The organism is Pseudomonas sp. FSL R10-2964 (assembly GCF_009600035.1).
GTDB classification, from domain to species: domain Bacteria; phylum Pseudomonadota; class Gammaproteobacteria; order Pseudomonadales; family Pseudomonadaceae; genus Aquipseudomonas; species Aquipseudomonas bubulae.
The window spans coordinates 13,069-39,975 of record NZ_WIWH01000044.1; the positions used below are offsets into that span (position 1 = coordinate 13,069).

Here is a 26,907-nt window from a genome sequence, read left to right on the forward strand (position 1 = left end):
ATATTGGGGCCACTGCGTAACTCAGCGTTGTGTGCGCGGCATGCCCAGGCCGAACTGGGCAATCAGCTCGCGCTGGATCTCATTGGTGCCACCGCCAAAGGTCAGGTTGACCGATGCCCGCACCTCATATTCCAGCTCGCCAAGCAGATAAGCCGCTGCCGAACCGGCCCGGGTCAGGCCACTGGCACCCAGGATGGCTGACAGCTTGCGCAGGATCTCGATCGCCGACTCCGAGCCGTAGACCTTGGTGGTCGAGGCCAGTGCGACGTCCACACGGTCACGTTCAAGGTCGGCGGCAATCCGGAAATTGATCAGGCGCATGGCTTCAAGCCGGGCATAACACTCGGCCAGATCACGCTTGACCCAGGCCACATCAGTGGCGCGGTGGCCCTGCTCATCGGCGCAACGTGCCCACAGATAGACGCGGTTGAACAGGCTGACCACTTTGTCGGACCAGGCCCCCAGGCCCAGGCGTTCGTGGTTGAGCTGAGCCGTGATCAGTTTCCAGCCGCCATGCAGCTCACCCACCAGCATGTTGCGTGGCACCCGCACATTGTCGTAATAGGTGGCCGCCGTAGGGTTGCCGGAGGTCGGGATCAGGGTGCTGGAAAACCCTTGGGCACGGGTGTCGAGAATCAGGATCGAAATGCCCTTGTGACGCGCCTGCTCGGGGTCGGTACGGGCCGCCAGCCAGATGAAATCGGCCGCATCGGCGCCCGAGGTCCAGAGCTTGCTGCCATTGACCACAAAACCGTCGGCATCTTCACGGGCGGCGGTTTTCAATACCGCCAGATCGCTGCCAGCACTGGCTTCGGAGTAACCGATGGCGAAGTTGATGTCCCCGGCGGCGATCCCTGGCAGGAATTTATCCTTTTGCAACGCCGAGCCGTGGGCCATCAGCGCCGGGCCAACGGTACTGATGGTCACGAATGGCAGTGGCGCGCCGGCGATATTGGCTTCTTCAAAGAAAATCAATTGCTCGGTCGGGCCATAACCCTGCCCGCCATAGGCCTTGGGCCAGCCTACCGCCAGCCAGCCATCGCGACCGATTTGCGCGATGGTGCGGCGAAACAGCTCGCCACCTTCGGTACCGCGCATCTGCTGGCGCAGCTCGGGGGTCATCAGGTTCTGGAAATAGTCCCGGACCTTGAGTCGCAATGCATGCTGTTCAGGGGTGAGATCGACAAACATGGGGACGCGCCTCCAGACTGTTAGAAAACGTGCTTGTGTGCGGCTCACTCTAAGGCTGTCTGCGCCCCGCCGCTTCGTCTGTATGGACGAACAAAACAACCGTCTGCCAGGATCAATCCCGAGTGATCTGCGCCAGCATTGCCGCCTCGAAATGCTCGCTATAAGGCGGCAGCAAGCCCCATTCGCCGCGCGGGTCGTGGTCGGGTGCCTTGAGAACGGTGCGCAGGTGGCTGAACTCAAGGAACCCTTCACGGCCGTGGTAATGGCCCATGCCCGAGCCGCCGATACCGCCGAACGGAGCATCATGCAAGGCGGCATGCATCATCACGTCATTGAGGGTGACGCCACCGGACAAGGTGTGCTCCAGCACATGACGCTGTTCAAGGGCATCGTTGCCAAAGTAGTAGAGGGCCAGTGGCCGTGGCCGGTCATTGATATGCGCAATCACCTGGTCGACCTCGTCGTAGGGCAGCACGACCATGGCCGGGCCGAAGATCTCTTCGTGCATGATCAAGCTGTCTTGAGGCGGGTCGATAACCAGTTGCAGCGGGCGCCGACGGTTTTGCATATCGACCGCTTGCGCATAGGGCAGGCTTATCACCCGGGCACCGGCCTGACGGGCCTGGTCAACCAGATTTTCCACCCGGGCCAGATGTTGTGGGTTGACCACGGCAACTACATCCGGGTTGTCGCTTACCTCGGGGATGAACCCGCGGTAAGCGCCAGCAAAGGCATTGATAAACGCCTCAAGCTGCTCACGGGCAACGTAGACCAGGTCCGGGTTGATGCAGACCTGACCGCTGTTGGTGGTCTTGGACAGAGCAATGCGAAAGGCCGCCGTGGCCAGATCCGCGCTGCGGGCAACGATCACTGGCGATTTACCGCCCAGTTCCAGTGTCACCGGCACCAGGTTTTGCGCTGCATTACCCATCACCGAGCGGGCCACGGCGGTACTGCCGGTAAACACCAGGTGATCAAAGGGTTGCGCAGTAAAAGCCTGGGCCAGGTCGGCGCCGCCGGTGACCACCCCCACTTCCAGCGGGTCGAACAGTTCGGCAAACAGCCTGGCAACCAGCGCGGCAGTGCGCGGTACCACCTCCGAGGGCTTGAGGATCGCCCGGTTACCTGCCGCCAGCGCCGAAGCCAGCGGGCTGAGCAGTGTGTACAGCGGCGCGTTCCAGGTCCCCAGAATGCCCACGGTGCCCTTGGGCTGGTACATCACCCATGCCTGGGCACCGAGCTGATCATAGGGGCTGAAGACCTGTCGCGGTTCATCCTGCATCCAGCTTTCGAGGTGGTCCCGGGCGTGCTTGAGCGAGCCCAGTGCCCCCAGCACATCGTTCATCAATGAGAACCCCCGGGGGCGACCGCCAAAGTCGGCATCCATCGCCTCGGCCAGCGCCAGGTGGTGGTCCACCAGTATGTCGATTACCCGCTGGATTCGCGCCCGGCGCTGCGCAGCGCTGACTGCGCCCTGAGCGTTGAACGCGGCTTTCTGCTCAAGCAACAGGGCTGCCAGACCATCAGCGCAAGAAATTGCACAACTCATTGATGCCTCCTCAACTGAACAAGGGCCCGCACAACACCCTGAGCGAAAGCTAGCCCGATCCTGCGTGCAAGCGCCTCGTCCAAGTGGACGAGTAAGCCAGAGTGCCCCCGTAACCTGTACACCCCGCCGAGGGCGAAGGTTTCCTCTGGTTGCGGTTGTCCCGCGCTTGGATTAACGTTCAGTCCAACTGCCAACGTGACTTGAATCCCGTCACTACCTGCCCTTTCAGGAGGGCTGTCGGATGCAACGGTGCTTGCCGCTGAGTCTGCTGTTCATTGCCCTCGCAGGTTGTACCCTGGGGCCTGACTTTGTTCGTCCCGAAGTCGCTGCGGATGCCGGTTACTCCACGCACAACCTCACGACCACCGCCCGGGCCGATATCGACGCTGGCGGCGCTGCGCAACGCCTGATTGCCGGCATGGATATACCCGGGCAATGGTGGACACTGTTCCGCTCGCCGGAATTGAACGCCCTGGTGGAAGAGGCCTTGCGCGCCAACCCGGATATCAGCGCCGCGCAAGCAGCATTGCGCCAGGCCAATGAGCAGGTGTATGTCGATCAGGCTTCCTTGTTTCCCGTCCTGAACGGCAATTTGTCGAAAACCCGCCAGAAAGTCTCCGGGACCACATCCGGTACGGCGTCGTCGCCGATTCTCACACTCAGCTCCGCGTCACTGAGCGTGTCCTATGCGCCGGATGTCTTCGGCGGTACGCGCCGGCAGATCGAGTCGTCCACGGCGCAAGCCGAGTACCAGCGTTTTCAGCTTGAGGCCACCTACCTCACGCTATCCACCAATGTGGTCAATACCGCCGTCAGCCTGGCGTCCCTGCGCGATCAGATTGCGGCGACCGGGCAAATCATCCAGCTACAGAGCGACCAGCTCGACCTGCTGCAGGCGCAGCGGCGCCTCGGTGCCATTGCCGATACCGATGTATTGACCCAGCAAACTGCCCTGGCGCAAACCCGCGCTACTCTGGCGCCCTTGCAAAAGCAGTTGGCGCAAACCCGGAACCAGTTGATGGCCTACCTGGGCAGGTTCCCCAATCAGGACAAGGGCGAGCGTTTCAACCTGGCGTCCCTGCATCTGCCGCAAGAATTGCCAGTGAGTCTGCCCTCGGCAATCGTCGAACAGCGTCCGGATGTGCGCTCCGCTCAGGCGCAACTGCATGAGGCCAGTGCCAATATTGGCGTGGCGGTGGCCAATCAGTTGCCACAGTTCAGCATTACCGGTTCATTGGGTTCCACGGTAGCCAGCGGCAGCACGCTGTTTTCCGCAGGCTCGGGTGTATGGAGCCTGGCCGGGGCAATTGCCCAACCGCTGTTCGATGCTGGTGCGCTTGAACACCGAAAACGGGCGGCGGTTGCGGCGTATGACCAGTCGGCGGCGCAGTACCGCGGTACGGTGCTTGCCGCATTCCAGGATGTGGCCAACGCGCTCAGGGCGCTGGAGGCCGATGCCGAGGCGCTCAAGCAGCAAGTGGCTGCGGAGCAGTCCGCCCAGGCCAGCCTTGCCCTGGTGCAGGCGCAGTACCGCCTGGGAGCGGTGGCTTATATCAACTTGCTCACGGCGCAGCAAACCTACCAGAACACCGTGCTCACCCGGGTCCAGGCCCAGGCCGTGCGCTACAGCGATACCGCAGCGCTGTTCCAGGCTCTGGGCGGCGGCTGGTGGAACCGCAGCGACCCTGACCCCCAGGGCCGCCCTGACCGATTCGGCTTGCCGACCTGGCAAGAACTCATGCCGAGTCACAACAAGACCGCGCCCGCCAAACCCACGCGGCTCGACTGAATACCATTGAAACAGCGAGAACAACCATGGCTGACGTCAACAACGACTCACTCGCGCAACCCACTGCAAGGCGCAGGCTGTGGCGGCCGATGCTTATCATGATCGGGGTGGTGCTGGTGATTGTCGCGATCATTGCCGGGGTCAAGTTCGCGCAGATCTCAGCCATGATTGCCCAGGCAAAGCAGCCCTTGCCCGCCGCCGTCGTCACCGCCATACAAGTACCGTTCGACGACTGGCAGCCGACGGTGACCGCCGTGGGCTCGATAAAAGCCGTGCGCGGGGTCGATGTGACCACCGAAGCGGGTGGCATTGTGCGCAGCATCGGTTTTACACCGGGCCAGGAAGTGGCAGCACAGGCGCTGCTGGTTCAATTGAATGCTGATTCGGACATCGCCCTGCTCCATTCGCTGGAAGCCACGGCGGACCTGGCCGCCATCGTCCTCAAGCGTGACCGCGCACAACTGGCGGTCAACGCCGTGTCCCAGGCGCAAGTGGACACCGACAACGCAGACCTCAAAGCCAAACTGGCCGCCGCAGAACAGCAGCGGGCGCTGGTGGCGCAAAAAACCATTCGTGCGCCCTTTGCCGGGCGTATAGGCATTACTGCTGTCAACCCCGGGCAATACCTCAACCCCGGTGACAAAATCGCCACGTTGCAAACCTTCGACCCCATCTATATCGACTTCAACGTGCCCCAGACCCAACTGGAAGCCATTGCTGTCGGCCAAAAAGTATCGGTGACCGCCGACGGCCTCTCCAACCAGACATTCACGGGGCGCGTCAGCACCATAGACACCCGCTTCGACCCGACCACGCGTAACGTCACGGTCGAAGCCAGCGTTGCCAACCCCGGGAAAAACCTGGTGCCCGGCATGTTTGCCCGCGCAGTTGTCGACTCGGGGGCGGTGCTGCGCTACCTGACCGTGCCACAGACAGCCGTCACCTATAACCCCTACGGCACCACCGTTTTTATCGCGCTGTCGAGCAAGAACGACAAGGGTGAAGACGTTCTCACGGCGCAACAGACCTTTATCAAGACCGGACCGACCCGTGGCGATCAGGTCGCCATCCTGTCCGGTGTGAAGGAAGGCGACCTGTTGATCACCAGTGGTCAGATGAAACTCAAAAATGGCTCACCGGTGCAGATCGACAACAGTGCTGCGCCGCTCAACGATGCGGCGCCAACGCCTCAAGAACATTAAAGGTGACCCATGAAGCTCACCGATACCTTTATCCAGCGCCCGGTCTGGGCCGTAGTGGTTTCGCTGTTTATCCTGATCCTGGGGCTACGTTCGATCTTCGAATTGCCGGTCAACCAATGGCCGCGAACCGAAAATGCGGTGGTCACTATTACTACCGCCTACTACGGCGCCGATGCAGCCACAGTTGCCGGGTTTATCACCCAGCCACTGGAGTCGGCGATCGCCCAGGCCCAGGGCATCGATTATCTGTCTTCGTCGAGTATTACCGGGGTCTCGACCATTACCGCCACGCTGCGGCTGAACTTCGACGCCAGCAAGGCCCTGACCGAGATCAACACCCAGGTCAACTCGGTCAAGAACCAGCTACCGGCCCAGGCCCAGGAACCGGTGCTGTCGGTTGCGGTGGGGCAAACCACGGATGCCATGTACCTGGGGTTCTACAGCGACACCCTGCCCACCAATAACATCACCGATTATCTGGTGCGGGTGGTCAAACCCAAGCTCGACTCGATCCAGGGCGTGCAAACCGCAGAAATCCTCGGTGGGCGCCAGTTCGCCCTGCGTGCCTGGCTGGACCCGGACAAACTGGCGGCCCATAACGTCACCGCCCAGGACGTAGTCGCGGCGCTGGCCAACAACAACTACCTGTCTGCCGTGGGTTCAACCCGCGGGCAAATGGTCACGGTAGACCTGACGGCCGGAACCGACTTGCACACGGTGGATGAATTCAAGCGGCTGGTGATCAAGAACAACGACGATGCCCTGGTGTACCTGGAAGATGTCGCCACTGTGACCCTGGGTGCAGAAAGCTACGACAGCAGCGTGGCGTTTTCCGGCAAACGTTCGGTGTTCGTCGGTATCAAGGCCGCGCCCAATGCCAATATCCTCAGCGTTGCCAGCAGCGTGCGCGACGCCTTCCCCGAACTGCAAGCGCAATTGCCTGCAGGCGTGCGCGGCGAAATTGTTTATGACTCCACGGCGTTCATCAATACTTCGATTATCGAGGTGGTCAAGACCCTGGCGGAAGCTTTGGTCATAGTGTCGGTGGTCATCTACCTGTTCCTCGGCTCATTCCGCGCGGTGATAGTGCCACTGGTGGCGATACCGCTGTCGCTGGTCGGCACCTTCTTTGTCATGTACCTGCTGGGTTACTCGATAAACCTGCTGACCTTGCTTGCATTGGTTCTGGCCATTGGTCTGGTGGTGGACGACGCGATTATCGTGGTGGAAAACGTCGACCGGCATATCAAGGAGCAAGGCAAAGGTGTATTTGAAGCCGCGTTGATGGCGGCGCGTGAACTGGGCGGCCCGATCATCGCGATGACGGTGGTGCTGATTGCCGCCTATGTGCCGATCGGGCTGCGCAGCGGCTTGACGGGGGCACTGTTCAAGGAGTTCTGTTTTTCCCTGGCCGGTGCGGTAACCGTATCGGCAGTGGTGGCCTTGACGCTGTCACCGATGATGACCTCCCGGCTATTGCAACCCGGGCAGGATGAAGGTCGCTTCGCGCGCCGGCTCGATCAGTGTTTTGACTGGCTGCGCGGGCGTTACCATCGCGTTTTGTCAGCCGGTCTGGATAGTTGGCCGGTGCTGGTGACCTTTGGCTTTGTCCTGTTTGTACTGGTCGCCGCCAGTGGCATGACCGCCAAAAGCGAACTGTCACCGACCGAAGACCAAGGGCTGGTGTTCATGATGATCAAAGGCCCGCCGACAGCTGCACCGCAACAGATGGAGCGCATTGCCGACCAGGCGTTTCAGATCGCCAGCAAGGAGCCTGAATACGCGCAGATGTTCCAGCTGACCGGGCTGCCCGCCCTCAATCAGGGCCTGGGCGGGGTCTTGCTCAAGCCCTGGAGCGAGCGCACACGCTCCCAGGCCGAGCTGATCTTCGATCTTCAGCAAAAATGGAATCAGGTGCCGGGGGCCACCGTCGCTGCCTTCCCATTGCCTTCGTTACCGGGCGCCCAGGGATTGCCGGTGCAGTTTGTGATCACCACCACCGACTCGGTAGAAAACCTCAATGAAGTGGCTCAGGCCGTGATGGCCGAAGCCCAGAAGCAACAGCTGTTCTGGTTTGCCGACATGGACCTGAAACTGGACAAACCGCAGGCCAGACTGGTGGTCGACCGGGAAAAAATTGCCGCACTGGGCATGACCCAGGCAGATGTCGGCGCAGCCCTGTCAGCTGCATTGGGTGGCAACTACGTCAATTACTTCTCGACCGCCGGGCGCTCATACAAAGTCATCCCGCAAGTACTGCAGGTTGACCGGCTCAACCCCGAGCAGATTCTCGATTACTACATCCGTACGCCCGCCGGTGTGATGATCCCGGCGCGCACGGTGGCGCATATCGAGACCTCGACACAACCCGAGTCGATCAATCACTTCCAGCAGTTGAACTCGGCGACCCTCTCGGGCGTCAGCGGTGTGGCCCAGGGCGAGTTGCTGGCCAGGCTCAACACTATCCTGAGCGACATTGCGCCCTCGGGTTACACCTCGGACTTTTCCGGCGAGTCGCGTCAGTTCATGCAAGAGTCCGGCGGCTTTGTCGGCTTGCTGCTGTTCTCGATATTAATCGTCTACCTGGCCCTGGCCTTCCAGTTCGAAAGCTTCCGCGATCCGGTGGTCATTCTGTTCTCGGTGCCGCCGGCACTGTTTGGTGCGCTGGCCTTTATTACCATGGGCTTTGCCTCGATCAATGTTTACACCCAGGTGGGCCTGGTGACGCTGCTGGGGCTGATCACCAAGCACGGGATCCTGATCGTGCAATTTGCCAATGAACTGCAAAGCGCAGGCCGCAGCAAGCGTGAGGCCATTGAGGAAGCCGCCGGCGTGCGTCTGCGGCCGATCCTGATGACCACGGCCGCGATGGTACTGGGCGTGGTGCCGCTGGTCTGGGCTTCCGGTGCCGGGGCTGCAGGGCGCCATGACATGGGTCTGGTGATCTTCGCCGGGCTGTCTATCGGCACCCTGCTGACGCTGTTCATGGTGCCGGCGATGTATATGTTTATCGGTTCCAGCCATCACCTCCAGGCTGCACGACCCTCGACAGATCCGCGCGGCGGATGAATACAGGGGGCAAGGTTGACAGGGTCGCATACGTGCTCTAGGTTGACGCAAACGTAAACGTAAGCACAAAAACAAGCCAAAACAATAATTATAAGAGAGCCACCCATGAGCACGATGGCGATACTGATATCCCTTCTGTTGTTGATGTTTTTCGCCTACCGGGGCGTGACGGTTTTGATCCTGGCGCCGTTGATGGCCGCGCTGGCCGTTCTTCTCAGCGGGGCAGCCGCAGATATCATGCCCACCTTTACCCAGCTGTTCATGAAGGAGCTGGGGCTCTATGTGATCAAGTTTTTCCCCCTGTTCATACTCGGTGCCCTGTTCGGCAAGCTGGTCGCCGACTCCGGAGCAGCGCATACCATCGCTGACTGGTTTATGCGCAAACTCGGCCATCGCCATGCAATTCTCACCGTAGTGCTGGCCTGTGCGCTGTTGACCTACGGTGGCGTATCGCTGTTTGTGGTGGCCTTTGCCGTATACCCGATCGGGGCGGCAATTTTTCGTGAGTCCGGCACGCCAAAACGCTATATGCCAGCGGCCATCGCGCTGGGGGCCTTTACCTTCACCATGACCGCGCTGCCTGGCGCACCGTCGATACAGAACTCGATTCCCACGGCTTATCTGGGCACCACCACCTTCGCCGCCCCGGGCCTGGGCATCATCGCGTCGATCGTCATGCTGTGGATGGGCAGCTGGATGCTGCAATCGCGAGCCCGCAAGGCCATGGCCAAGGGTGAAGGCTACGGCCCCCATGACGACGAAATAGCGTCGAATGCCAGCATAAAAAAACCCGGACTGCTCGTAGCCCTGCTGCCGATAATCGTGGTGATCGGCCTGAACGCGGCGTTCAGCTACTGGATCCTGCCTGCCCTGGACCTCAGCGTTTTGCGTGAAGAGCGCTTTGGCAATATCGACCCGGTGAGCGTCATAGGGCTGTGGTCCGTGCTGTTGGCCCTGATGTGCGCAATCGTATTTGTGATCCTGCTCAACTGGCGCCGCTGGGACAACCTGACGGTCACCCTCAACAAGGGCACCATCGGCGCCCTGCTGCCGATCTTCAACACAGCTTCGGAAGTGGCCTATGGCGCGGTGATCGCCGGTATGGCCGGATTTGCGCTGATCAAGGACACCATCCTCAATGTCTCGCCGGAGCATCCGCTGATTTCGGCCGTGCTCAGCATGAACGTGCTGGCAGGCATTACCGGCTCCTCGTCCGGAGGCCTGAGCATCGCCTTCCGCACCCTGGGCGCGGACTATCTGCGCATGATCGAAGCCGCGGGCATCAGCCCCGACCTGTTTCACCGGGTCGCTACCATTGCTGCCGGCGGCCTGGACACCCTGCCCCACTCGGGCGCGGTGATCACCTTACTGGCAATTTGTAACCTTACGCACCGCCAGTCCTACCCGCAAATTTTCATGATGACGACCGTTGTGCCCATGACCGCCTTGCTGGTGGTCATGGTGCTGGGTTCAACGTTCGGCAGCTTCTGACCATGGCGCATAACAACAAGGACTCGACCATGAACACGGCACCTCTCTCTCCCAGCGACCCGCAACGGGATGCTTCGCAGCGTTTCAATATTGCCCGGGCTTGCTGTGACCGCTGGGCTGACGACCCCGAACGCATTGCGATCATCCAGAAAAATGCCGATGGCACGGTTCAATACCACAGCTTTTTGGCCTTGCAACAACAGGCCAACCGCCTGGCCAACAGTTTGCGCGCACAAGGTATCAACGCAGGTGACAGGGTCGGGATCATGCTCCCTCAAGGCCTGGAGGCCGGCACCGCCCATATCGCGCTGTACAAGCTGGGCGCCATTGCGGTTCCGCTGTTCAAGCTGTTCGGTGCGGACGCCATCGAACATCGCGCTTCGAACTGTTCAATGCGTGCGCTGATCACCGACGCCAGCGGCCTGCAGAAGATCGACGGAATTCGTGCCGGCCTTGCCCACTTACAGCTGTGCTACGTTATCGATGCACCCGCGCATCGTAATGACGTGCTTGATTACCATGAGCAACTGCAGTGCCACAGTGACCAGTTCGAGACCCTCGATACGGCGGCCGAGGATCCGGCACTGATCATCTACACCTCCGGCACCACCGGCCATCCTAAAGGCGCTTTGCATGCCCATCGCGTGTTGCTCGGGCATTTGCCCGGCGTGCGCAATTCACACGACGACTTCCCCCAGCCCGGTGACCGGATGTGGACCCCGGCAGACTGGGCATGGATTGGCGGGTTGCTCGATGTGCTGCTACCTGCCTGGTATCACGGCGTGCCGGTGGTGGCCCACCGCGCTGACAAGTTTGTACCTGAAGACGTATTTGCCCTGATTGAAGCATTGCAGATTAAAAATGTCTTCTTCCCGCCCACCGCCCTCAAGCTGTTACGCCCTGTCGAAAACCCGCAACAGCGCTGGCATCTCGCGCTGCGGTCGGTTGCCAGTGGTGGCGAGTCACTGGGTGATGAACTGTTGGCCTGGGGCGACCAGGCGCTGGGCGTGCGCATCAATGAATTTTATGGCCAGACCGAATGCAATCTGGTGGTGTCCTCCTGCGCCAGCCAGGGGATCTACCGCCCCCATGCCATTGGCCGCGCGGTCGAGGGGTTTGACGTGGCCATCGTCGACGACTATGGCGTGCCCGTGCCCACAGGTGGTTCAGGGCATATTGCCGTGGCCACGCCCAACGGCAGCCAGATGCTGCGCTATTGGGAAAACAGCCAGGCCACTGCCGAGAAATACCTCAACGGCTGGCTGGTGACGGGCGACAAGGGTTCGATGGATGAGGATGGCTATATCTTCTTCCTTGGACGCAACGATGACGTCATCACCAGCGCAGGCTATCGCATCGGACCGACCCCCATCGAAGACTGCCTGATCAAGCATCCGGCGGTGAAAATGGCGGCGGCTATCGGCAAGAAAGATCCGATTCGTACCGAGGTGGTCAAGGCGTTTGTCGTCCTCAACCACGGCTACGCCGCCAGCAACAACACCATACGCGAGCTGCAGGCGCATGTTCGCGCACAACTGGCCGCCCATGAGTACCCCCGTGAAATTGAATTCCTAGACGAACTGCCCATGACCACGACGGGCAAAATCATTCGCAAGGCCCTGCGCGAACTGGAAGAACAACGTACTGCGATGGAGCTGCAAGCATGAATTTTCTAGGAAAGGCTTTCGACGAAATTACCCGGGGCGAAACGTTTGGCCAGTCGCTGACCATCGATGCGTCACACATCAGCCGTGCCTGCGGCATGTTTGGTGACTTCAACCCGTTGCACAGCGATGCCCAATTTTGTGCCAGCAGCCGTTTCGGTCGACCGATCCTGCATGGGCCAATGACCAGCGCCTTCATGTCTGCTTCCATCGGCATGTACTTCTACGGCACCGCCGTGGCCTACCTTGAGCATAACTGCCGGTTTATCGCTCCGGTGTTTGCAGGCGACACCCTGAGTGTCGAATGGACCATTACCGAAACTCTCGACAAACCCCGCAGCAATGGCGGTATTGCGATACTCAGCGGCTATTGCAGCAACCAGCGCGGCGAGCAGATTGCCGAGGCCAGCGGCAAGATTTTGCTCAGCAATCGGACGCCGGTTTAGACCTTTTCCAACAGCCCGGCTGGCTGTGAACATTGCCCGCCACGACAAGTCGGCGGGTCCTTGAGGATGAATATGATATGTCCCGGCTAACGACCTCTCTGCAAGACACCGCAGCCCCCGATGGAGTCTGTTATGGCTGCGGCAGCCACAACCCTCACGGCTTGCATATCAAGAGTTACTGGCACGCAGACGGTGTGCATGTGATCGCCGAACACCTGCCGGACCCCAAATATTGCGGTTGGCCCGAACTGGTATACGGCGGCATGATCGCCATGCTGGTGGACTGCCATTCGAACTGGACGGCCATGGCTTATCACTACCGCATGGAGCAGCGCGATGCGGCCAGCCTGCCGCGGATCAATTGCGTCACGGGCAACCTGGGAATCAAATTTATCAAACCGACGCCCATGGGCGTGCCGCTGACCTTGCGGGCCCGGGTGGAAGGCGACGTGGGGCGTAAAACGCGGATTATATGCGAGGTCTATGCCGGGGATGTGCTGACGGCGGTGGGCGATTCGATTTTCGTACGGGTCGACACCGGGCAACTGGCCACGGCAGCCCATGGCCGCGCTGCGGGTTAAAGCTGATCGGCGTGACATCATCGCGAGCAAGCTCGCTCCCACCCTGATTGCCAGCAGCGCAATCGGTGGGAGCTGACTGGTCCGGGATCCAGCCGTTATTTACTCAGGACTCTGGCGTCTTTGGTGCGGATCTCCTTGATCACCGCATTGACGCGATTGACCAGCACATAGTGGCCGCTGATTTGCACCCACTGTTCATGTTCATCAGGTTTTGGCAGGCCCCGGGCGTGCCAGTCCTTGATCGCCTCCGCGTCCCGGATGAATTGATCAGGCGCCTTGTCGCCGTTGCCATAGCAACTGCTCAGGTCCATGGACTCAGCCAGTATCTGCCCCGGCTTGCAGTCCCCGGGTTTGTCGTCATCAGCCTGTGCTGCGTAAGGCATGGCGCACAAAAGACCGGCCATTATTGATGCAGAAATCAAGCTGCGCATGTTCACCTCAACGTATGGGAGTACAGGCTTTATGGACAAGCCCTCACTGCAGTACGTTCCAATATCTTAATCAAGAATATTGATCACGAGATCAGCAATGACGATTGGACTGCACTTATAGCTTGAGGTGAAGTAACCACAAGGCCGCTGAAAATAATAAACGGCCATTTGTGGAGAACAGCATGTCATTCAATATCAACAGCTTCAAGCTTGAGGGACGTCGGGCCCTGATCACCGGATCAGGCCAGGGTATCGGGCTTGAACTGGCCCGCGGCCTGGGCGCAGCTGGCGCAACGGTGGTGATCAACACTCGCAATATCGATAAATCTCGTGCCGTGGCCGCTCAACTGCGCGACGAAGGGCTGAAGGCTGAATCCGTGGCCTTCGATGTGACCGACCGCGAGCAATTGCTAGCCGCGATCAACACCTTTGAGAGCGATGTCGGGGCCATCGATATTCTGGTCAACAACGCCGGCATCCAGCGTCGTGCGCCACTGGAGGACTTCAGCGCCAGCGACTGGCACGACGTGATGCGCACCAACCTGGACGGTGTGTTCCATGTTTCCCAAGCTGTTGCGCGGCACATGATCGCCCGCGGTCGCGGCAAGATCATCAATATCTGCTCGGTGCAAAGCCAGCTGGCACGCCCGACCATCGCCCCTTATGCCGCCTCCAAAGGCGCAGTGAAGATGCTCACCAAAGGCATGTGCGCCGAGTGGGCACGGCATGGCATCCAGGCCAATGGCCTGGCCCCGGGCTATTTTGCCACCGAAATGAATCGCGCCCTGGTCGATAACCAGGAGTTTTCCGAGTGGCTGTGCAAGCGCACCCCGGCTGGCCGCTGGGGCCGGGTTGATGAGCTGTGCGGAGCCGCGGTGTTCCTGGCTTCGCCGGCTTCGGACTTTATCAACGGGCAAACCCTGTTTGTGGACGGGGGCCTGACCAGCGTTGTTTGACCCGCACCTGAAAAACAATAACAAGGAACACCCCATGAGCACGCTTAAAGAACCAGCACTGCCCTTGAGCGAGATCGGCAGTGCGCAGGTCAAGACCCAGGGCTTCGCGACCAAACGCTGGCTGTATCTGATCCCGCTGATATTCATTACTTACAGCCTGGCCTACCTGGACCGGGCCAACTACGGCTTTGCCAGTGCGGCGGGCATCGAGCAGGACCTGGGCATCACCAAGGGCATGTCCTCGCTGATCGGTGCGCTGTTTTTTCTCGGTTACTTTTTCTTCCAGGTACCGGGGGCGATCTACGCGCAGAAGTACAGCGTGCGCAAACTGGTGTTCTGGAGCCTGATCCTGTGGGGCTTTTGCGCCATGGCCACGGGGTTGGTGACCAATATCCCGATGCTGATGTTTATTCGGGTTTCCCTGGGCATTGTCGAAGCGGCCGTGATGCCGGCCATGCTGATTTTCATCAGCAACTGGTTCACCCGCAAAGAGCGCTCGCGGGCCAATACCTTCCTGGTGCTGGGCAACCCGGTGACCGTATTGTGGATGTCGGTACTGTCCGGCTACCTGATCCAGGCCTGGGGCTGGCGCGAAATGTTCATCATTGAAGGCGCGCCAGCGGTGCTCTGGGCCTTCGTCTGGTGGCGCATGGCGCGAGACAGGCCTGAACAGGTGAACTGGTTGACGCCACAGGAAAAAGCCCGACTGGCCGCGACCCTGGCTGATGAACAGAAAGGCATGCAGCAAGTGCGCAATTACCGTCAGGCGTTTACCAGCCCTGTGGTGATCCAGTTGTGCTGTGTGCATGCGCTGTGGAGCATTGGCGTGTACGGTTTTATCATGTGGCTGCCGAGCATTATCAAACAGGCAGCGGCGGCGGACATCGTGACAGTTGGCTGGCTAAGCGCAGTTCCTTATGTCGCAGCGGTAGCGACGATGCTGGCTGTGTCCTGGGCTTCGGACAAAACCCAGCAGCGCAAACCCTTCATCTGGCCGCTGCTGGCCCTGGGGGCGCTGGCCTTCTTCTGCTCGTTCCTGCTCGGGTCTTCACATTTCTGGTTGTCGTTTGCTTTGCTGACTATTGCCGGTGCTGCACTTTACGCACCTTATGGGCCTTTTTTCGCACTGATACCGGAGATTATTCCTTCGAACGTGTTCGGCGGAGCCATTGGCCTGATCAATGCCTGTGGCGCCCTGGGGGCCTTTGTCGGCTCCTGGATCGTGGGCTACCTGATCGGCCTTACCGGCAATCCGGGGGCGGCGTATATCTTTATGACGGCCGGGGTGCTGTCTTCGGCATTGCTGATGGCCTGGGTGAAAGTGCTGCGCTAGACATATTCAGCTTTGAGAGTGTTTCTCAAAGGGGTGACAGCGAAACAGGGAATGTTATACAGTATCAGTACTTTATAACATTCCCTTGCCAGCGACCCTTCAATGACCCTCCCTACTCCCCCCTTGAATCAGCGCCTGCTGTCCATCGATGCCCTGCGGGGCCTGGTTATCCTCTTTATGCTGCTGGACCACGTGCGCGAGACATTCTTCCTGCACCGGCAAGTAGCCGACCCGATGAATATCGAGATCACCGACCCTGCACTGTTCTTCAGCCGTACCCTGGCCCATCTGTGTGCGCCGGTGTTTGTCTTGCTGACCGGTCTGTCGGCGTATCTGTATGGCGAAAAGTATCAGGGCAAACGCGATGTTTCGGCGTTCCTGTTCAAGCGCGGGCTGTTTCTGGTGCTGCTGGAGTTCACTCTGGTCAACTTCGCCTGGACTTTCCAGTTGCCGCCGTCGGTGATCTACATGCAGGTCATCTGGGCCATTGGCGTCAGCATGATCGCCCTTGCCGCCCTGGTGTGGCTGCCACGCCCGGTCTTGCTGATACTTGGCCTGGGAATCATCGCCGGGCACAATCTGCTGGATAACCTGCATTTTGCGGCGGGCTCGATGATGCATGTGCCCTGGGCGATTTTGCATGATCGCGGCTGGATTGAAGTGGGCGACAGCTTGCGCATGCGCACGTCCTATCCGGTGTTGCCGTGGATCGGCGTGATTGCTCTGGGTTATTGCCTGGGCCCCTGGTTCACCCGCTCCACCCCGCCAGCCCTGCGCCAGCGCTATCTGTTGCTGGCGGGCAGTGGCGCCCTGCTCGGCTTTATGCTGCTGCGTTTGTTCAATGGCTATGGCGAAGCCCCCTGGGCAAGCCATGACTCCGCCATGCACAGCGTGATGAGTTTTTTCAATATCACTAAATACCCGCCTTCGCTGTTGTTTCTCGCCTTGACCCTGGGTGTGGGCCTGTTGCTGTTGCTGACGTTTGAGCGGGCGCAACAGCGCAAGTGGATCAGCACCCTGGCCGTGTTTGGCGCAGCCCCGATGTTTTTCTATCTGTTGCATCTGTATGCACTCAAAGTGCTGTACCTGGCCAGTGTTGCCCTGTTTGGCTTGAATCAGGGCAACTATTTCGGTTTCGACAGTATCGGGGCGGTGTGGTTAACGGCCGTGCTGCTGGCCATTTCGTTGTATTTGCCGGTGCGCTGGTTCGCCAACTTGAAAGCCCGCCGGCGGGATATCACCTGGCTCAAGTATTTCTGATTCTGACGGCGCCCCCCTTTGCCCAACAGGATCGATTATCATCTCGCCGCCGGTCCCCCCTAGCGGGGGGTTAAAAGGGAATCCGCAGTGCTTTTTCAGCACCCAACGGAACTGCCCCCGCAACTGTAGATGACGAGCCTGCTCCAAGATTGCCACTGGGATACCCCCCGGGAAGGCTGGAGCAAGCGATGACCCATCAGTCAGGAGACCTGCCGGCAAAGTCCACACACTAACCGGCGGGGTGTCCGGGGAGGCATCCTGCTTTGTACTGTTGCTGCAGCAGTACCCGATGATGCATTCCCGTCCGTGCACCTATGCCCCGTGTACGATCAAATGGAGATTGCATCATGCTGTTGCACCGCGTTGTTACGCTCATGGTCACGCTGGCCTTGCCGGCCCTGGCTCATGCGACCCCCACGCAATACCCCCTGACCCTGCAGAACTGCGCCACCCCGCTGACGTTTGAGCATGCCCCCAAAAGCGCGGTAACCATTGGCCAGGCCGGCACCGAAATGCTCTATGCCCTGGGCCTTGGTGACAGGCTGGTGGGTACTTCTTTGTGGTTCAACGATGTCCCCGTGCAATACCAGGCACAGAACGACAAGGTTGAGCGCCTGGCCGACAATGACCCGAGCTTTGAAGCCGTCATTGGGAAACGCCCGGAGCTGGTGGTCGTGCAGCTGGAGTGGATGGTGGGGCCGCAGGGTGTGGTGGGCACCCGCGAGCAGTTTCACGAACTGAAGATACCGACTTACCTGATGCCTTCTGACTGCGAGGGCAAAGACAACCTGGTTGGCGCCGACGGCACGCGCATGCAGCCATTCAGTATCGACACTGTCTACAAGAGCATCAGCCAGCTGGCAGAGATCTTCGATGTGCAGGCGCGCGGTGAACAACTGAACAACCAGCTCAAGGCGAGCCTGGAAAAATCCATTGCCTCGCTCAAGGGCAAGGACCTGAGCGCCACCAGTGCGCTGTTCTGGTTCTCCAGTGCGGACATGGATATCGACCCATATGTTGCCGGGCGCAAGGGTATCCCCGACTTTATGCTCAACACCCTGGGCGTGCGCAATGTGGTGGAGTCCGATGAAGAATGGCCAACTGTCGGCTGGGAAACCCTGGCCAAGGCCAACCCGACATTTTTGGTCATCGCGCGCATGGATCGCCGACGCTTCCCGGCGGATGACGTCGAGAAAAAACTTGAATTCCTGCGTACCGACCCGGTAACCCGCAATATGGATGCCGTGAAAAACAACCGCATCATTGTCCTCGATGCCCACGGGATGCAGGCCAGCCTGCGCCTGTTCGACGGCATCGAAACACTCGCAACTGCGATCAGCCGCCACGACCTGCCTAAATGACTGCACGGTTGATCACTGCCTTCGCCGCCTGTACAGCACTGCTGCTGGCTGTACTCGCCGGGGTCGCTATCGGTGAAACTCCGATCGCACCCGATGTGGTGCTGCAGGTACTGGCCAACAAACTGTGGGGCGCCGGGCATGCACTGGACCCGATCGACGAAGGCATTGTCTGGAACTATCGCCTGACCCGAGCTCTGGTGGCCGCGGCCTGCGGTGCGGGGCTGGCCATCTGCGGCGTGGTATTGCAGTCCTTGCTGCGCAACCCGCTGGCCGACCCCTACCTGCTGGGCATTTCTGCCGGGGCGTCCACAGGTGCCGTTGTGGTCGCGGTGCTTGGCCTGGGCGCCGGGGCCATTTCACTGTCGGCCGGGGCCTTTGCCGGGGCGATTTGCGCCTTTGCCCTGGTTATTCTGCTGGCACGGGCCAGCGGGCCCTCCGGTGTAAGTGCCCAGATCATCCTGGCAGGCATTGCCGGTTCTCAGTTGTTCAACGCAATCACTGCCTTCCTGATCACCAAATCGGCCAGTTCCGAGCAGGCTCGCGGGATCATGTTCTGGTTGCTGGGCAACCTCAGTGGCGTGCGCTGGCCTTCGGTATGGCTGGCAGTGCCTGTTGCGGTGCTGGGGCTGGCGGTGTGCCTGTGGCATCGACGGGCGCTGGATGCGTTCACCTTTGGTGCTGACTCTGCGGCCTCATTGGGTATCCCGGTGCGCCGGGTGCAGCTATTGCTGATCAGTTGTACGGCGCTGGTGACGGCGGTGATGGTGTCGATTGTAGGCTCCATCGGTTTTGTCGGGCTGGTCATTCCCCACGCCGTGCGCTTGCTGGCCGGTACCGGGCATGGCCGCCTGCTGCCCGTCAGCGCCCTGGGCGGGGCCTTGTTCCTGATTGCCGCCGATGTGCTGTCACGCACCTTGATAAAAGGCCAGGTGATTCCCGTCGGCGTGGTCACTGCCCTGGTGGGCGCGCCCGTATTTGCGCTGATCCTGATCGGCCGGAGACATGCACGATGACGGTACTGAGTTGTAGCAACCTGAGTTACCGCGTGGGTGATACCCAGCTGTTGCAGGGCATCACCCTCAGTGTGCAGCGCGGCGAAACCCTGGGGATAGTCGGGCCCAACGGCTCCGGCAAGTCCACATTGCTCAAGCTGCTGGCCAACCTGCGGGTGCCCGGCCAGGGCCAGATTTTACTGCACGGGCAAGCGCTGCGCAAAATGAGCCAGCGCAACATTGCGCAAACCCTGGCGGTGGTCGAGCAGCATGCCGACACCCACGACAGCATTGGCGTTTTTGATGCCGTCGCGCTGGGCCGTACACCCTGGCTGTCGGCGCTAAGCCCGTGGTCAGCCGGGGACACGGCCATTGTCGAGCAGGCACTGGCCGATGTGGATGCTACGCATCTGCGCAACCGTACCTGGCGCGGGCTCTCGGGTGGTGAGCGACAACGCGTGCATATCGCCCGGGCCCTGGCCCAGCGCCCGCAAATCCTGTTGCTGGATGAGCCCGCCAATCATCTGGATATCCAGCATCAGCTGGCCATATTAAAAACCATACATGCCCTGCCCGTGACCACCCTGATCGCCATGCACGACCTCAATCAGGCCCTGAGCTGTGATCGCCTGGCGATTCTTGAACGTGGCCGCTTGATGGCGCTTGGTAAACCCCTTGAAGTCCTGACCACGCAACGGCTGCAGAGCACATTCGGGGTACAGGCGCATTACCTGACTGACCCTTTTGACGGCGCGCAGATCCTGCGTATGTGCGTTTGAATACTATTTAAGAGAGCCACCCATGCGTATTTCATCCCTTACCCTGCTGCTGACCACTGCCCTGCTCTGTACTTCGGCACTGGCACAAACCCACGAAGTGAAAATGCTCACCCGCAGTGCCACGGCCGGTATGGTCTATGAACCGGATTACCTGCAGATCGCCCCCGGCGACACGGTCAGGTTCATCCCCACACAAAGCGGCCACAATGCGGCCACACTGCCCGGACTGCTGCCTGAAGGTGCGCAACCGTTCAAGGGCAAGATCAACCAGGAGGTAGAGCAAACCTTCAGCGTGCCCGGCCTCTACGGCATTCAATGCACCCCGCACCTGGCCATGGGCATGGTCATGCTGATTCAGGTGGGCGAACCTTCTGCCGAGCCCCCGGTGCTGCCCGCCACGTTACCCAAACGCGCACTGGACCGTTTGACTGCTGCACTGCAACAGCAGCAGGTGGCGAAATGAGTGCCGTGGGTACGCGCTCCGCGATCCTGATCGCCCTCGCCAGCCCCCTGGCCGTGGCGGAGTCGGCCCAGGAGCAAGCCAAGGGCTTTATTGAAGACAGCACCTGGAGTGTGGTCAACCGTACGGTCTACGACAGCCGTGAGTATCGCCACGGAGCCAGCAACAGCGGCGCACGCAATGCCTATAAATCGCGCTCCGATCGCAATGGCTATGCCGAAGAGTGGGCCTACGGCTTGATGGGCACCTTGCAATCAGGCTTTACCCAGGGCCTGATCGGTGTCGGGGTGGATGCCCACGCCTATATGGGCCTCAAGCTGGACAGTGGCGGCGGTCGCGCCGGCAAGGCCCGCCTGCTTGGGCTGGACAACGACGGCTACCCCAAGGACAACTACGGCCGAGGTGGCGCGGCGCTCAAGCTGCGTATGTCCAACACGGTGCTGTCCTGGGGTGAGCAGCGGGTCAAGACCCCGGTGTTCAGCTCATCCGACAGCCGCTTGCTGCCGGAAACGGCCACGGGGGTGTTCCTCACCAGCAACGAGTTCAATGCCCTTAAAATGGTCGGTGGGCATTTCACCGAAAGCACCGACCGCAATGCCAGCAGCCACAATCAGGGCTTTGTGGTCAATTATTCCAATGGCCCCAAAGGCAATGCATTCGACCTGGCCGGGCTGGTGTATACCCCGAGCAAAAACCTCAGCGCCAGCCTTTACACCTCGCGCTACGAAGACACCTGGAACCAGCATTACCTGGGCGCCGTCTTCAGCCACGCGCTGGATGAAAACCGCTCGCTGTCGCTGAACCTCAACCTGTACCGCACAACCGATGAAGGCAAGGCGCTGTCGGGCAATATCGATAACACCACCTGGAGTTTGCTGAGCACCTATGCCCAGGGCCCGCACAGTTTCAGCGTGGGCTATCAGAAAGTGCATGGCAACACGCCATTTGATTATGTGACACGGGGCGCGATTTTCCTGACCAATGCGGTCCAGCTATCTGACTTCAACGCACCTAACGAACAATCATGGCAAGCGCGTTACGACCTGGCGATGACACCCTGGGGTATGCCGGGGCTGGTGTTCAGCGCAGCGTATGTGCGAGGTAGCCAGATTGACGGCAGCCATGTGGATCCGCGGGGCGGCTATGCGTACCTGGGCTATGGCAAAGGCGGAAAGCACTGGGAACGGGATCTCGAAGCGCGCTATGTGGTGCAGAGCGGTGCAGCCAAGGGCACCATCATGTCATTGCGACATAATGTCCATCGCGGCAATACCGCACAGGCCGAACTGGATGCGGACCAGATACGCCTGGCGGTCGAATACCCGCTGACGGGCCGGTTTTAGGTAAACCAACCGTAGCAGCTGCCGAAGGAACGAGGCTGCTGCTACGGCGTTTAACTGCGAATCAGTGCATCGAACCATGATCGTGGTGCATCGGCATGCTATTGAGTGCACGCGCCTCGGCCTTCACCTCAATCTGTTCCTTGACCCCTTTGCTGTCTTCAACAATAAGGGTCAAAGGTACCTGGTCACCGGCTTTGACCTGATTGACCAGGTCAATCAGCATCACATGGTAGCCCTCAGGTTCGATGGCCACGCCCTTGCCCGCCGGTAGCGCTACCGATGTCACTGGCTGCATGCTCATCACGTCGTTTTGCATCTTCGATTCGTGGATCTGTACGGTCTTGGCTACCGGAGAACGGACTTCAACCAGCTTGCTGTCGGTGCTCGAAGTAATGTGCATAAAGGCACCGGTCGAAGGCTGACCGGCCACGGTGGCGCGCACCCAGGCATCATCAACAACGGTTTGCGCAGAAACGTGCAGGCTCATGCCCAGCAGTGACAACAGTAGATACTTAACAGGCTTCATAGGGTTGGCTCATTCCAAAGTGCACAGGATTAGCAGACTGACATCACGGTGAGCAGGTCTTCGGCACACTGCTTGGCTGACAGTGAAGGCGACAGGCCAAGACGCAACACACCACGGGAATCGAAAACGAAACTGGTTGCGGTGTGAGACAGGGTGTAAGAGTCACCGGTAGGGATCTTCTCGTAAAACACCTTGAATTCCTTGGCCGTAGCCGCGGTTTCTTCCAGGGTGCCGGACAAGGCAATAAAGCTCGGGTCAAAGGCTTTTACATAGGCATCAAGCATCGCCGGCTTGTCGCGCTCCGGGTCCAGGGTGATAAACACCACCTGCAAGCGGTCGCCGTCGGGGCCCATCATTTTCTTCGCCTGGGCGGCACGGGCCAGGGCGGTCGGGCACACGGCCGGGCACTGGGTAAAGCCGAAGAAAATCATCGGCATCATCCCGCGAAAACTACCCAGCATCATCTCGTTGCCTTGAGCATCCCTGAGCTTGAACTTGCGCCCGAGGATTTCATTGCTGAGGTCTTTGCCGTACTTGTATGACAAACCGCTGCCAGGGTCGCAACCTGCGATCAAGCCCAGGCTGAGCAAGCCAAGACCGGTGACTACGCGGCGGCGAGTCAGTAAATCATTCATGTCAGGTTCCTTTAAGCGGCCTTTTCCAACGGAAAAGGCCTTTAACCTGCGTATTATCAGGCAGGTGTGTACGCTGCCCGATGCCAGGAGTGACCGGCTTGGCGCGCACGATTGCTGTGGGGTAGACGTGTTGCATGGGCGCAGAATTTACCACTGTCGCTAGGCTGTCGCACGGCAGTCACGCCCCTCAATGGTGCACTACAGCGCCGGCAGCCTGTAAAACCGGGGGATGCAGCAATGCCTGCGACAAATCGACACAGGCATGATTTCTGGCGGATTCAGCGCTTTGCACTATGGGCAATCACCTGTCGCACCGTTATAAACAGCAACGCAGACAACACGGCATACAGGCCAAAGAGCCAGGCCGCAGCATTGGCGGCACCCTCCACGCCACCCGGAGCGGATAAACCGGCCATATTGGCAATCATCCCCGCCAGTGCCGCGCCAATCGCCGTGGCAATCAGTTGCACGGTGGTAATGGACGCACCGGCAATGTCCTTTTCGCTTTCAGGCACATTGGCCAGTACTCGGGTAAGCAGATGCGGCCACGCCAGCCCGATCCCTGTACCGACGCCGATCATTGCCAGGGAAACGCCGGTCAGGCTGATCAATGAACTGCCGCTTTGCGGCACACAGACAGCCGCCAGTGCCAGCCCAGACACCACAAATACGGGGCCGCAGCAGATTGCCCGGTTGGCAGATGCCAGCGCCATGCCGCTGCTGTAAAGCGCACCAAGGGTCCAGCCGCCCGCCATCAGTGCTGCAATATAGCCCGCCACCAGCGGGGTTTGCAGATGCAAAACCTGCAAGAAGTACGGTACAAACACTTCGCTGGTCATGCCAATGACCATCAGGCTCATCGACAGATAGATCGGCAATAGCGCACTGCCAGGGCTCAGGCTGTGCTTGGGCAACATGCGGTGCCTGTCGCTGCTTTCAACACGGTACACGGCATACAGCAGTACCAGCCCGATCACCAGCCCAAGCGCGTTATACAGCGGCGATGGCTTGATGCTGCCCAGGGCAATCGCCATCACCACGCCAGTCAACAGCAACAGTTGCAGCCAGGGCAAGACCAGACGAGGTGATGCCTCGGCGCTTTTTCCGGGCAGCATGGCCCAGGCCAGCAGCATAAACAGCAGGGTCACCGGGATCAGTGCCCAGAATGCTGCACGCCAGGCATCGTACTGCGCAAACACCCCGCCAACGGCCGGGCCAATCAAGGTCGCGGCGCCCCACATTCCTGAAATCAGGGCCATTGCCCTTGGCCACAGGGTTTGGTTGAACACCAGTCGGATCATTGAATATGGCAGGGCAAACAACAGTCCGCCGCCAAGGCCTTGAATGGTGCGCCCCAACACCAGCACGGCCATGTCAGGGGCGCTGCTGCACACCCCGCAACCCAGCGCAAAGACCAGCCCGGCGAGGCTATACGCGAGCCTGGGGCCAAGGGCCGACAGGCATTTGGCCGACACTACCGAGCCAATGATCGAGGCCACCACAAACAGTGTGGTGTTCCAGGCGTAGTAATCCAGCCCGCCGATATCCTTGACCACCGAGGGCAAGATGGTTGTCACCAGATACACGTTGATGGCATGCAACGCCACTCCGCCTGCCAGTGCCACCGATCGCAGCCCGTTGCGGCCCCATAGCAATGCCGACCATCCCGATGCCGTTGTCATTTCCCTTCCTTGAGTTCCATTTCGATGCAATCAGCCTATTATAAAAGTAAATGCTTTGGTAATTATTTATCCTCCAGGCGGTATGATCCCCCCATAAACCTCATTACCCTGATGGCTTTGTTCTATGCTCGCGACTGACTCCCCTGATGCTGCACGCAACAACGGTGCCACTGCCGAGCGGATCCTGTTTCTGCTGAAAACCCGCGGGCCGCTGAAAACCGCGGATCTTGGGGCAATGCTCGATATCACCCCGGAAGCTGCGCGCCAGCAGGTCCAGAAGCTGGTAGACGGCGCCATGATCGTTGGCTGCCTGATGCCGCCGGTTGGGGCCGGGCGCCCTTCGCAAAAATGGGTGTTGACCGATGCCGCTCAAGCCAGATTCCCCAATACCCATGCGCAGCTCACGGCGCAGTTGATTGATTCAATCAAGCTGATCTACGGCAATGAAGGGATCGACAAAGTGGTCGAGAGCATGGAACTGGCCAATACCCGCGAATACGTTGCAGCCTGTGAGCAAGGGCGAAACCTGCAAGAGAAAGTTCAGGTGCTGGTGGCCATACGCGACAGCGCCGGGTATATGGCGAGCATGGAAGCTGAAGGCGAGAACTGGCTGATCATCGAAAATCACTGCCCGATCTGTGTTGCAGCGCAGCAATGCCAGGGCTTTTGCCGGGCAGAGTTGCAAGTGTTCCAGGCGGCCATCGGGGACTCGGGGCAGGTTGAGCGAACAGAACACATGATCACAGGCAGTCGCCGTTGCGTGTATCGGGTAACCCCTGCTTGACGCGCATTTTTTTCACATAGGCTTCACCTCTCCGCCACTTCCTCCCGATTAACGTGCTGGCCATAACTTACGTCGATAACAGGCGCGCAGATGGAAAGCATGGCTGGCGTTGTACCTTGCAATACCCGCACTCGAGGTGTTGAGCGCTGGGCAATACCCGGTTTGATCCTGGCTTTTGTCGTATTTTATCTTTTGCCGCTGATGAGCCACGGCTTATGGATACCTGACGAAACCCGCTATGCCCAGATCAGCCAGGAAATGCTCCATAGCGGCAACTGGGTAGCCCCACACTTTATGGGCTTGCGCTATTTCGAGAAGCCGGTTGCCGGTTACTGGATGATCGCCATCGGGCAAGCTGTATTCGGTGACAACCTGTTTGGTGTGCGGATCGCCTCGGCACTGAGTACCGGGCTGAGTGTCTGGCTGGCATGGCTGATTGCCGGGCGCCTGTGGCATGACCCGCGCAAGCGTTTTGCCAGCGCACTGCTGTATATGAGTTTTGGACTGGTGGCCGGGCAAGCCGGCTATGCCAACCTCGACCCGCAGTTCACCTTCTGGGTCAACCTCAGTCTGGTAGCACTCTGGTATGCCTTTGACAGCACCACCCGCCGCGCGCGCATCGGTGCCTGGGCCGTGCTGGGCGTGGCCTGCGGCATGGGCTTTATGACCAAGGGGTTTCTGGCCTGGTTACTGCCCGTGTTGATCGCCGCTCCCTATGCCTTGTGGCAGCGGCGCGTCAAGGAAGTGCTGAGCCATGGCCCGTTGGCGATCCTTGTCGCAGTGGCTGTCTGCCTGCCGTGGGCGCTGGCGATCCACCATCAGGAACCGGACTTCTGGCAGTTTTTTTTCTGGAACGAACACGTACGCCGTTTCAGCGCGGCCGATGCACAACATACCCAACCCTGGTGGTTCTACCTGCCGATCCTGTTGGCCGCCAGCCTGCCCTGGGCGGCCTTGCTGCCGAAAACCCTGATGGATGCCTGGAAACACAAGCGCCAACCTGCGATCGGCTTTCTGCTGTTGTGGATGCTGCTGCCACTGGCCATCTTCAGCATGAGCAAGGGCAAGCTGCCCACCTACATCATGCCGTGCCTGCTGCCTTTGGCGCTGCTGATGGGCCGAGCCGTGGTTTCATGGATTGAACAGGCAAAGGGCCGCACCCTGCGTATCAACGGCCTGTTGAATGTGCTATTGGCGGTTGCCGGCCTGGTTGGACTGGCTTACCTGCAATTCAGTCGCCCGGTGTATGAGAACACCGAGGTGTTCAGCCTGTCTCTGGCCTATATCGTGTTGCTGGGCTGGCTGCTTAGGCTCTGTACGTAAAGTATTGTCGCAAGCACCGCATAGCGCAGGCCAATGAGACCATCGCCGCAAAACTTGTTG

The 26,907-nt window shown here is 59.8% G+C and carries 22 protein-coding genes, 1 pseudogene and 1 riboswitch; of the genes and pseudogenes, 17 read left to right on the forward strand and 6 right to left on the reverse strand.

What is annotated here, in order from left to right; genetic code table 11:
• Positions 1 to 21 precede the first annotated feature (21 nt).
• Together GHN92_RS20605 and GHN92_RS20610 are read right to left on the reverse strand one after the other, a co-directional pair.
• Positions 22 to 1,191: an acyl-CoA dehydrogenase family protein gene (locus GHN92_RS20605; RefSeq protein WP_095000232.1), complete on the reverse strand. Its 1,170-nt coding sequence runs from the start codon at positions 1,189 to 1,191 to the stop codon at positions 22 to 24.
• 112 nt (positions 1,192 to 1,303) lie between these two features.
• Positions 1,304 to 2,740: a coniferyl aldehyde dehydrogenase gene (locus tag GHN92_RS20610; protein ID WP_095019932.1), complete on the reverse strand. Its 1,437-nt coding sequence runs from the start codon at positions 2,738 to 2,740 to the stop codon at positions 1,304 to 1,306.
• A gap of 241 nt (positions 2,741 to 2,981) precedes the next feature.
• Between GHN92_RS20610 and GHN92_RS20615 the strand changes: the two genes are divergently transcribed.
• From GHN92_RS20615 to GHN92_RS20645, 7 genes are all read left to right on the forward strand, one after another.
• A complete protein-coding gene (locus GHN92_RS20615; protein WP_153381013.1) occupies positions 2,982 to 4,529 on the forward strand; it encodes an efflux transporter outer membrane subunit in 1,548 nt (515 codons plus the stop codon).
• An 89-nt stretch (positions 4,530 to 4,618) separates the two neighbouring features.
• Positions 4,619 to 5,731 carry an efflux RND transporter periplasmic adaptor subunit gene (locus tag GHN92_RS20620; RefSeq protein WP_178102666.1) on the forward strand — a complete coding sequence of 371 codons (1,113 nt, stop codon included), beginning with the start codon at positions 4,619 to 4,621 and terminating at the stop codon, positions 5,729 to 5,731.
• A 9-nt stretch (positions 5,732 to 5,740) separates the two neighbouring features.
• Positions 5,741 to 8,800 (forward strand): efflux RND transporter permease subunit, encoded by a 3,060-nt coding sequence (locus tag GHN92_RS20625; protein ID WP_153381015.1) that lies wholly within the window; start codon positions 5,741 to 5,743, stop codon positions 8,798 to 8,800.
• 105 nt (positions 8,801 to 8,905) lie between these two features.
• On the forward strand, positions 8,906 to 10,291 hold the full coding sequence (locus GHN92_RS20630) for a GntP family permease (protein ID WP_095000237.1): 1,386 nt from the start codon (positions 8,906 to 8,908) through the stop codon (positions 10,289 to 10,291).
• Positions 10,292 to 10,320: 29 nt separating this feature from the next.
• Entirely contained in the window at positions 10,321 to 11,958 is a 1,638-nt protein-coding gene (locus GHN92_RS20635; protein ID WP_153381017.1) for an AMP-binding protein, read from the forward strand.
• Positions 11,955 to 12,401 carry a MaoC/PaaZ C-terminal domain-containing protein gene (locus GHN92_RS20640; RefSeq protein WP_095000238.1) on the forward strand — a complete coding sequence of 149 codons (447 nt, stop codon included), beginning with the start codon at positions 11,955 to 11,957 and terminating at the stop codon, positions 12,399 to 12,401. The genes GHN92_RS20635 and GHN92_RS20640 overlap by 4 nt, the downstream gene beginning before the upstream one ends.
• Before the next feature lie 77 nt (positions 12,402 to 12,478).
• The gene (locus GHN92_RS20645) at positions 12,479 to 12,982 is read left to right on the forward strand and encodes a PaaI family thioesterase (protein ID WP_095000239.1); all 504 of its coding nucleotides are present in this window, start codon (positions 12,479 to 12,481) and stop codon (positions 12,980 to 12,982) included.
• 95 nt (positions 12,983 to 13,077) lie between these two features.
• Here the strand turns inward: GHN92_RS20645 and GHN92_RS20650 are convergent, their stop codons facing one another.
• Positions 13,078 to 13,413, reverse strand: a complete 336-nt coding sequence (locus tag GHN92_RS20650) for an RcnB family protein (protein WP_095000240.1) — start codon at positions 13,411 to 13,413, stop codon at positions 13,078 to 13,080.
• Between the two features lie 182 nt (positions 13,414 to 13,595).
• Between GHN92_RS20650 and GHN92_RS20655 the strand changes: the two genes are divergently transcribed.
• The 8 genes from GHN92_RS20655 (at position 13,596) to GHN92_RS20690 (ending at position 21,897) form a co-directional block, all read left to right on the forward strand.
• Positions 13,596 to 14,369 carry an SDR family NAD(P)-dependent oxidoreductase gene (locus GHN92_RS20655; protein WP_095000241.1) on the forward strand — a complete coding sequence of 258 codons (774 nt, stop codon included), beginning with the start codon at positions 13,596 to 13,598 and terminating at the stop codon, positions 14,367 to 14,369.
• 34 nt (positions 14,370 to 14,403) lie between these two features.
• Entirely contained in the window at positions 14,404 to 15,702 is a 1,299-nt protein-coding gene (locus GHN92_RS20660; protein WP_095019175.1) for an MFS transporter, read from the forward strand.
• Positions 15,703 to 15,804: 102 nt separating this feature from the next.
• A complete protein-coding gene (locus GHN92_RS20665; protein WP_095019936.1) occupies positions 15,805 to 16,962 on the forward strand; it encodes a DUF1624 domain-containing protein in 1,158 nt (385 codons plus the stop codon).
• Positions 16,963 to 16,995: 33 nt separating this feature from the next.
• Positions 16,996 to 17,194, forward strand: a riboswitch (cobalamin riboswitch).
• Between the two features lie 115 nt (positions 17,195 to 17,309).
• Entirely contained in the window at positions 17,310 to 18,323 is a 1,014-nt protein-coding gene (locus GHN92_RS20670; RefSeq protein WP_095024681.1) for an ABC transporter substrate-binding protein, read from the forward strand.
• On the forward strand, positions 18,320 to 19,336 hold the full coding sequence (locus GHN92_RS20675) for an iron ABC transporter permease (RefSeq protein ID WP_153381019.1): 1,017 nt from the start codon (positions 18,320 to 18,322) through the stop codon (positions 19,334 to 19,336). Before GHN92_RS20670 ends, GHN92_RS20675 begins: the two co-directional genes overlap by 4 nt.
• Positions 19,333 to 20,094 carry an ABC transporter ATP-binding protein gene (locus tag GHN92_RS20680; RefSeq protein ID WP_153381021.1) on the forward strand — a complete coding sequence of 254 codons (762 nt, stop codon included), beginning with the start codon at positions 19,333 to 19,335 and terminating at the stop codon, positions 20,092 to 20,094. Before GHN92_RS20675 ends, GHN92_RS20680 begins: the two co-directional genes overlap by 4 nt.
• 22 nt (positions 20,095 to 20,116) lie before the next feature.
• Complete coding sequence (locus tag GHN92_RS20685; RefSeq protein ID WP_095000247.1) at positions 20,117 to 20,557, forward strand: pseudoazurin; 441 nt, start codon at positions 20,117 to 20,119, stop codon at positions 20,555 to 20,557.
• Positions 20,554 to 21,897, forward strand: a complete 1,344-nt coding sequence (locus tag GHN92_RS20690; RefSeq protein WP_095000248.1) for an OprD family porin — start codon at positions 20,554 to 20,556, stop codon at positions 21,895 to 21,897. Before GHN92_RS20685 ends, GHN92_RS20690 begins: the two co-directional genes overlap by 4 nt.
• A gap of 61 nt (positions 21,898 to 21,958) precedes the next feature.
• Here the strand turns inward: GHN92_RS20690 and GHN92_RS20695 are convergent, their stop codons facing one another.
• From GHN92_RS20695 to GHN92_RS20705, 3 genes are all read right to left on the reverse strand, one after another.
• Positions 21,959 to 22,423, reverse strand: a complete 465-nt coding sequence (locus tag GHN92_RS20695) for a copper chaperone PCu(A)C (protein WP_095026266.1) — start codon at positions 22,421 to 22,423, stop codon at positions 21,959 to 21,961.
• Positions 22,424 to 22,452: 29 nt separating this feature from the next.
• A complete protein-coding gene (locus GHN92_RS20700) occupies positions 22,453 to 23,058 on the reverse strand; it encodes an SCO family protein (RefSeq protein WP_016780913.1) in 606 nt (201 codons plus the stop codon).
• 278 nt (positions 23,059 to 23,336) lie between these two features.
• Positions 23,337 to 24,740 (reverse strand): MFS transporter, encoded by a 1,404-nt coding sequence (locus tag GHN92_RS20705; protein ID WP_095000251.1) that lies wholly within the window; start codon positions 24,738 to 24,740, stop codon positions 23,337 to 23,339.
• Positions 24,741 to 24,864: 124 nt separating this feature from the next.
• On the opposite strand from GHN92_RS20705, the gene GHN92_RS20710 reads away from it, so the two are divergent.
• A complete protein-coding gene (locus GHN92_RS20710; protein WP_095000252.1) occupies positions 24,865 to 25,524 on the forward strand; it encodes a metalloregulator ArsR/SmtB family transcription factor in 660 nt (219 codons plus the stop codon).
• A gap of 90 nt (positions 25,525 to 25,614) precedes the next feature.
• Positions 25,615 to 26,832 (forward strand): annotated as a pseudogene (gene arnT, locus GHN92_RS20715) (lipid IV(A) 4-amino-4-deoxy-L-arabinosyltransferase); the annotation flags it as partial.
• Positions 26,833 to 26,907 lie beyond the last annotated feature (75 nt).

What these genes read in the sequence shown, in the direction of transcription:
- GHN92_RS20605 (WP_095000232.1), bottom strand. Translation starts at nt 1,191, where the DNA reads ATGTTTGTCGATCTCACCCCTGAACAGCATGCATTGCGACTCAAGGTC.
- GHN92_RS20610 (WP_095019932.1), bottom strand. Translation starts at nt 2,740, where the DNA reads ATGAGTTGTGCAATTTCTTGCGCTGATGGTCTGGCAGCCCTGTTGCTT.
- GHN92_RS20615 (WP_153381013.1), top strand. Translation starts at nt 2,982, where the DNA reads ATGCAACGGTGCTTGCCGCTGAGTCTGCTGTTCATTGCCCTCGCAGGT.
- GHN92_RS20620 (WP_178102666.1), top strand. Translation starts at nt 4,619, where the DNA reads ATGCTTATCATGATCGGGGTGGTGCTGGTGATTGTCGCGATCATTGCC.
- GHN92_RS20625 (WP_153381015.1), top strand. Translation starts at nt 5,741, where the DNA reads ATGAAGCTCACCGATACCTTTATCCAGCGCCCGGTCTGGGCCGTAGTG.
- GHN92_RS20630 (WP_095000237.1), top strand. Translation starts at nt 8,906, where the DNA reads ATGAGCACGATGGCGATACTGATATCCCTTCTGTTGTTGATGTTTTTC.
- GHN92_RS20635 (WP_153381017.1), top strand. Translation starts at nt 10,321, where the DNA reads ATGAACACGGCACCTCTCTCTCCCAGCGACCCGCAACGGGATGCTTCG.
- GHN92_RS20640 (WP_095000238.1), top strand. Translation starts at nt 11,955, where the DNA reads ATGAATTTTCTAGGAAAGGCTTTCGACGAAATTACCCGGGGCGAAACG.
- GHN92_RS20645 (WP_095000239.1), top strand. Translation starts at nt 12,479, where the DNA reads ATGTCCCGGCTAACGACCTCTCTGCAAGACACCGCAGCCCCCGATGGA.
- GHN92_RS20650 (WP_095000240.1), bottom strand. Translation starts at nt 13,413, where the DNA reads ATGCGCAGCTTGATTTCTGCATCAATAATGGCCGGTCTTTTGTGCGCC.
- GHN92_RS20655 (WP_095000241.1), top strand. Translation starts at nt 13,596, where the DNA reads ATGTCATTCAATATCAACAGCTTCAAGCTTGAGGGACGTCGGGCCCTG.
- GHN92_RS20660 (WP_095019175.1), top strand. Translation starts at nt 14,404, where the DNA reads ATGAGCACGCTTAAAGAACCAGCACTGCCCTTGAGCGAGATCGGCAGT.
- GHN92_RS20665 (WP_095019936.1), top strand. Translation starts at nt 15,805, where the DNA reads ATGACCCTCCCTACTCCCCCCTTGAATCAGCGCCTGCTGTCCATCGAT.
- GHN92_RS20670 (WP_095024681.1), top strand. Translation starts at nt 17,310, where the DNA reads ATGCTGTTGCACCGCGTTGTTACGCTCATGGTCACGCTGGCCTTGCCG.
- GHN92_RS20675 (WP_153381019.1), top strand. Translation starts at nt 18,320, where the DNA reads ATGACTGCACGGTTGATCACTGCCTTCGCCGCCTGTACAGCACTGCTG.
- GHN92_RS20680 (WP_153381021.1), top strand. Translation starts at nt 19,333, where the DNA reads ATGACGGTACTGAGTTGTAGCAACCTGAGTTACCGCGTGGGTGATACC.
- GHN92_RS20685 (WP_095000247.1), top strand. Translation starts at nt 20,117, where the DNA reads ATGCGTATTTCATCCCTTACCCTGCTGCTGACCACTGCCCTGCTCTGT.
- GHN92_RS20690 (WP_095000248.1), top strand. Translation starts at nt 20,554, where the DNA reads ATGAGTGCCGTGGGTACGCGCTCCGCGATCCTGATCGCCCTCGCCAGC.
- GHN92_RS20695 (WP_095026266.1), bottom strand. Translation starts at nt 22,423, where the DNA reads ATGAAGCCTGTTAAGTATCTACTGTTGTCACTGCTGGGCATGAGCCTG.
- GHN92_RS20700 (WP_016780913.1), bottom strand. Translation starts at nt 23,058, where the DNA reads ATGAATGATTTACTGACTCGCCGCCGCGTAGTCACCGGTCTTGGCTTG.
- GHN92_RS20705 (WP_095000251.1), bottom strand. Translation starts at nt 24,740, where the DNA reads ATGACAACGGCATCGGGATGGTCGGCATTGCTATGGGGCCGCAACGGG.
- GHN92_RS20710 (WP_095000252.1), top strand. Translation starts at nt 24,865, where the DNA reads ATGCTCGCGACTGACTCCCCTGATGCTGCACGCAACAACGGTGCCACT.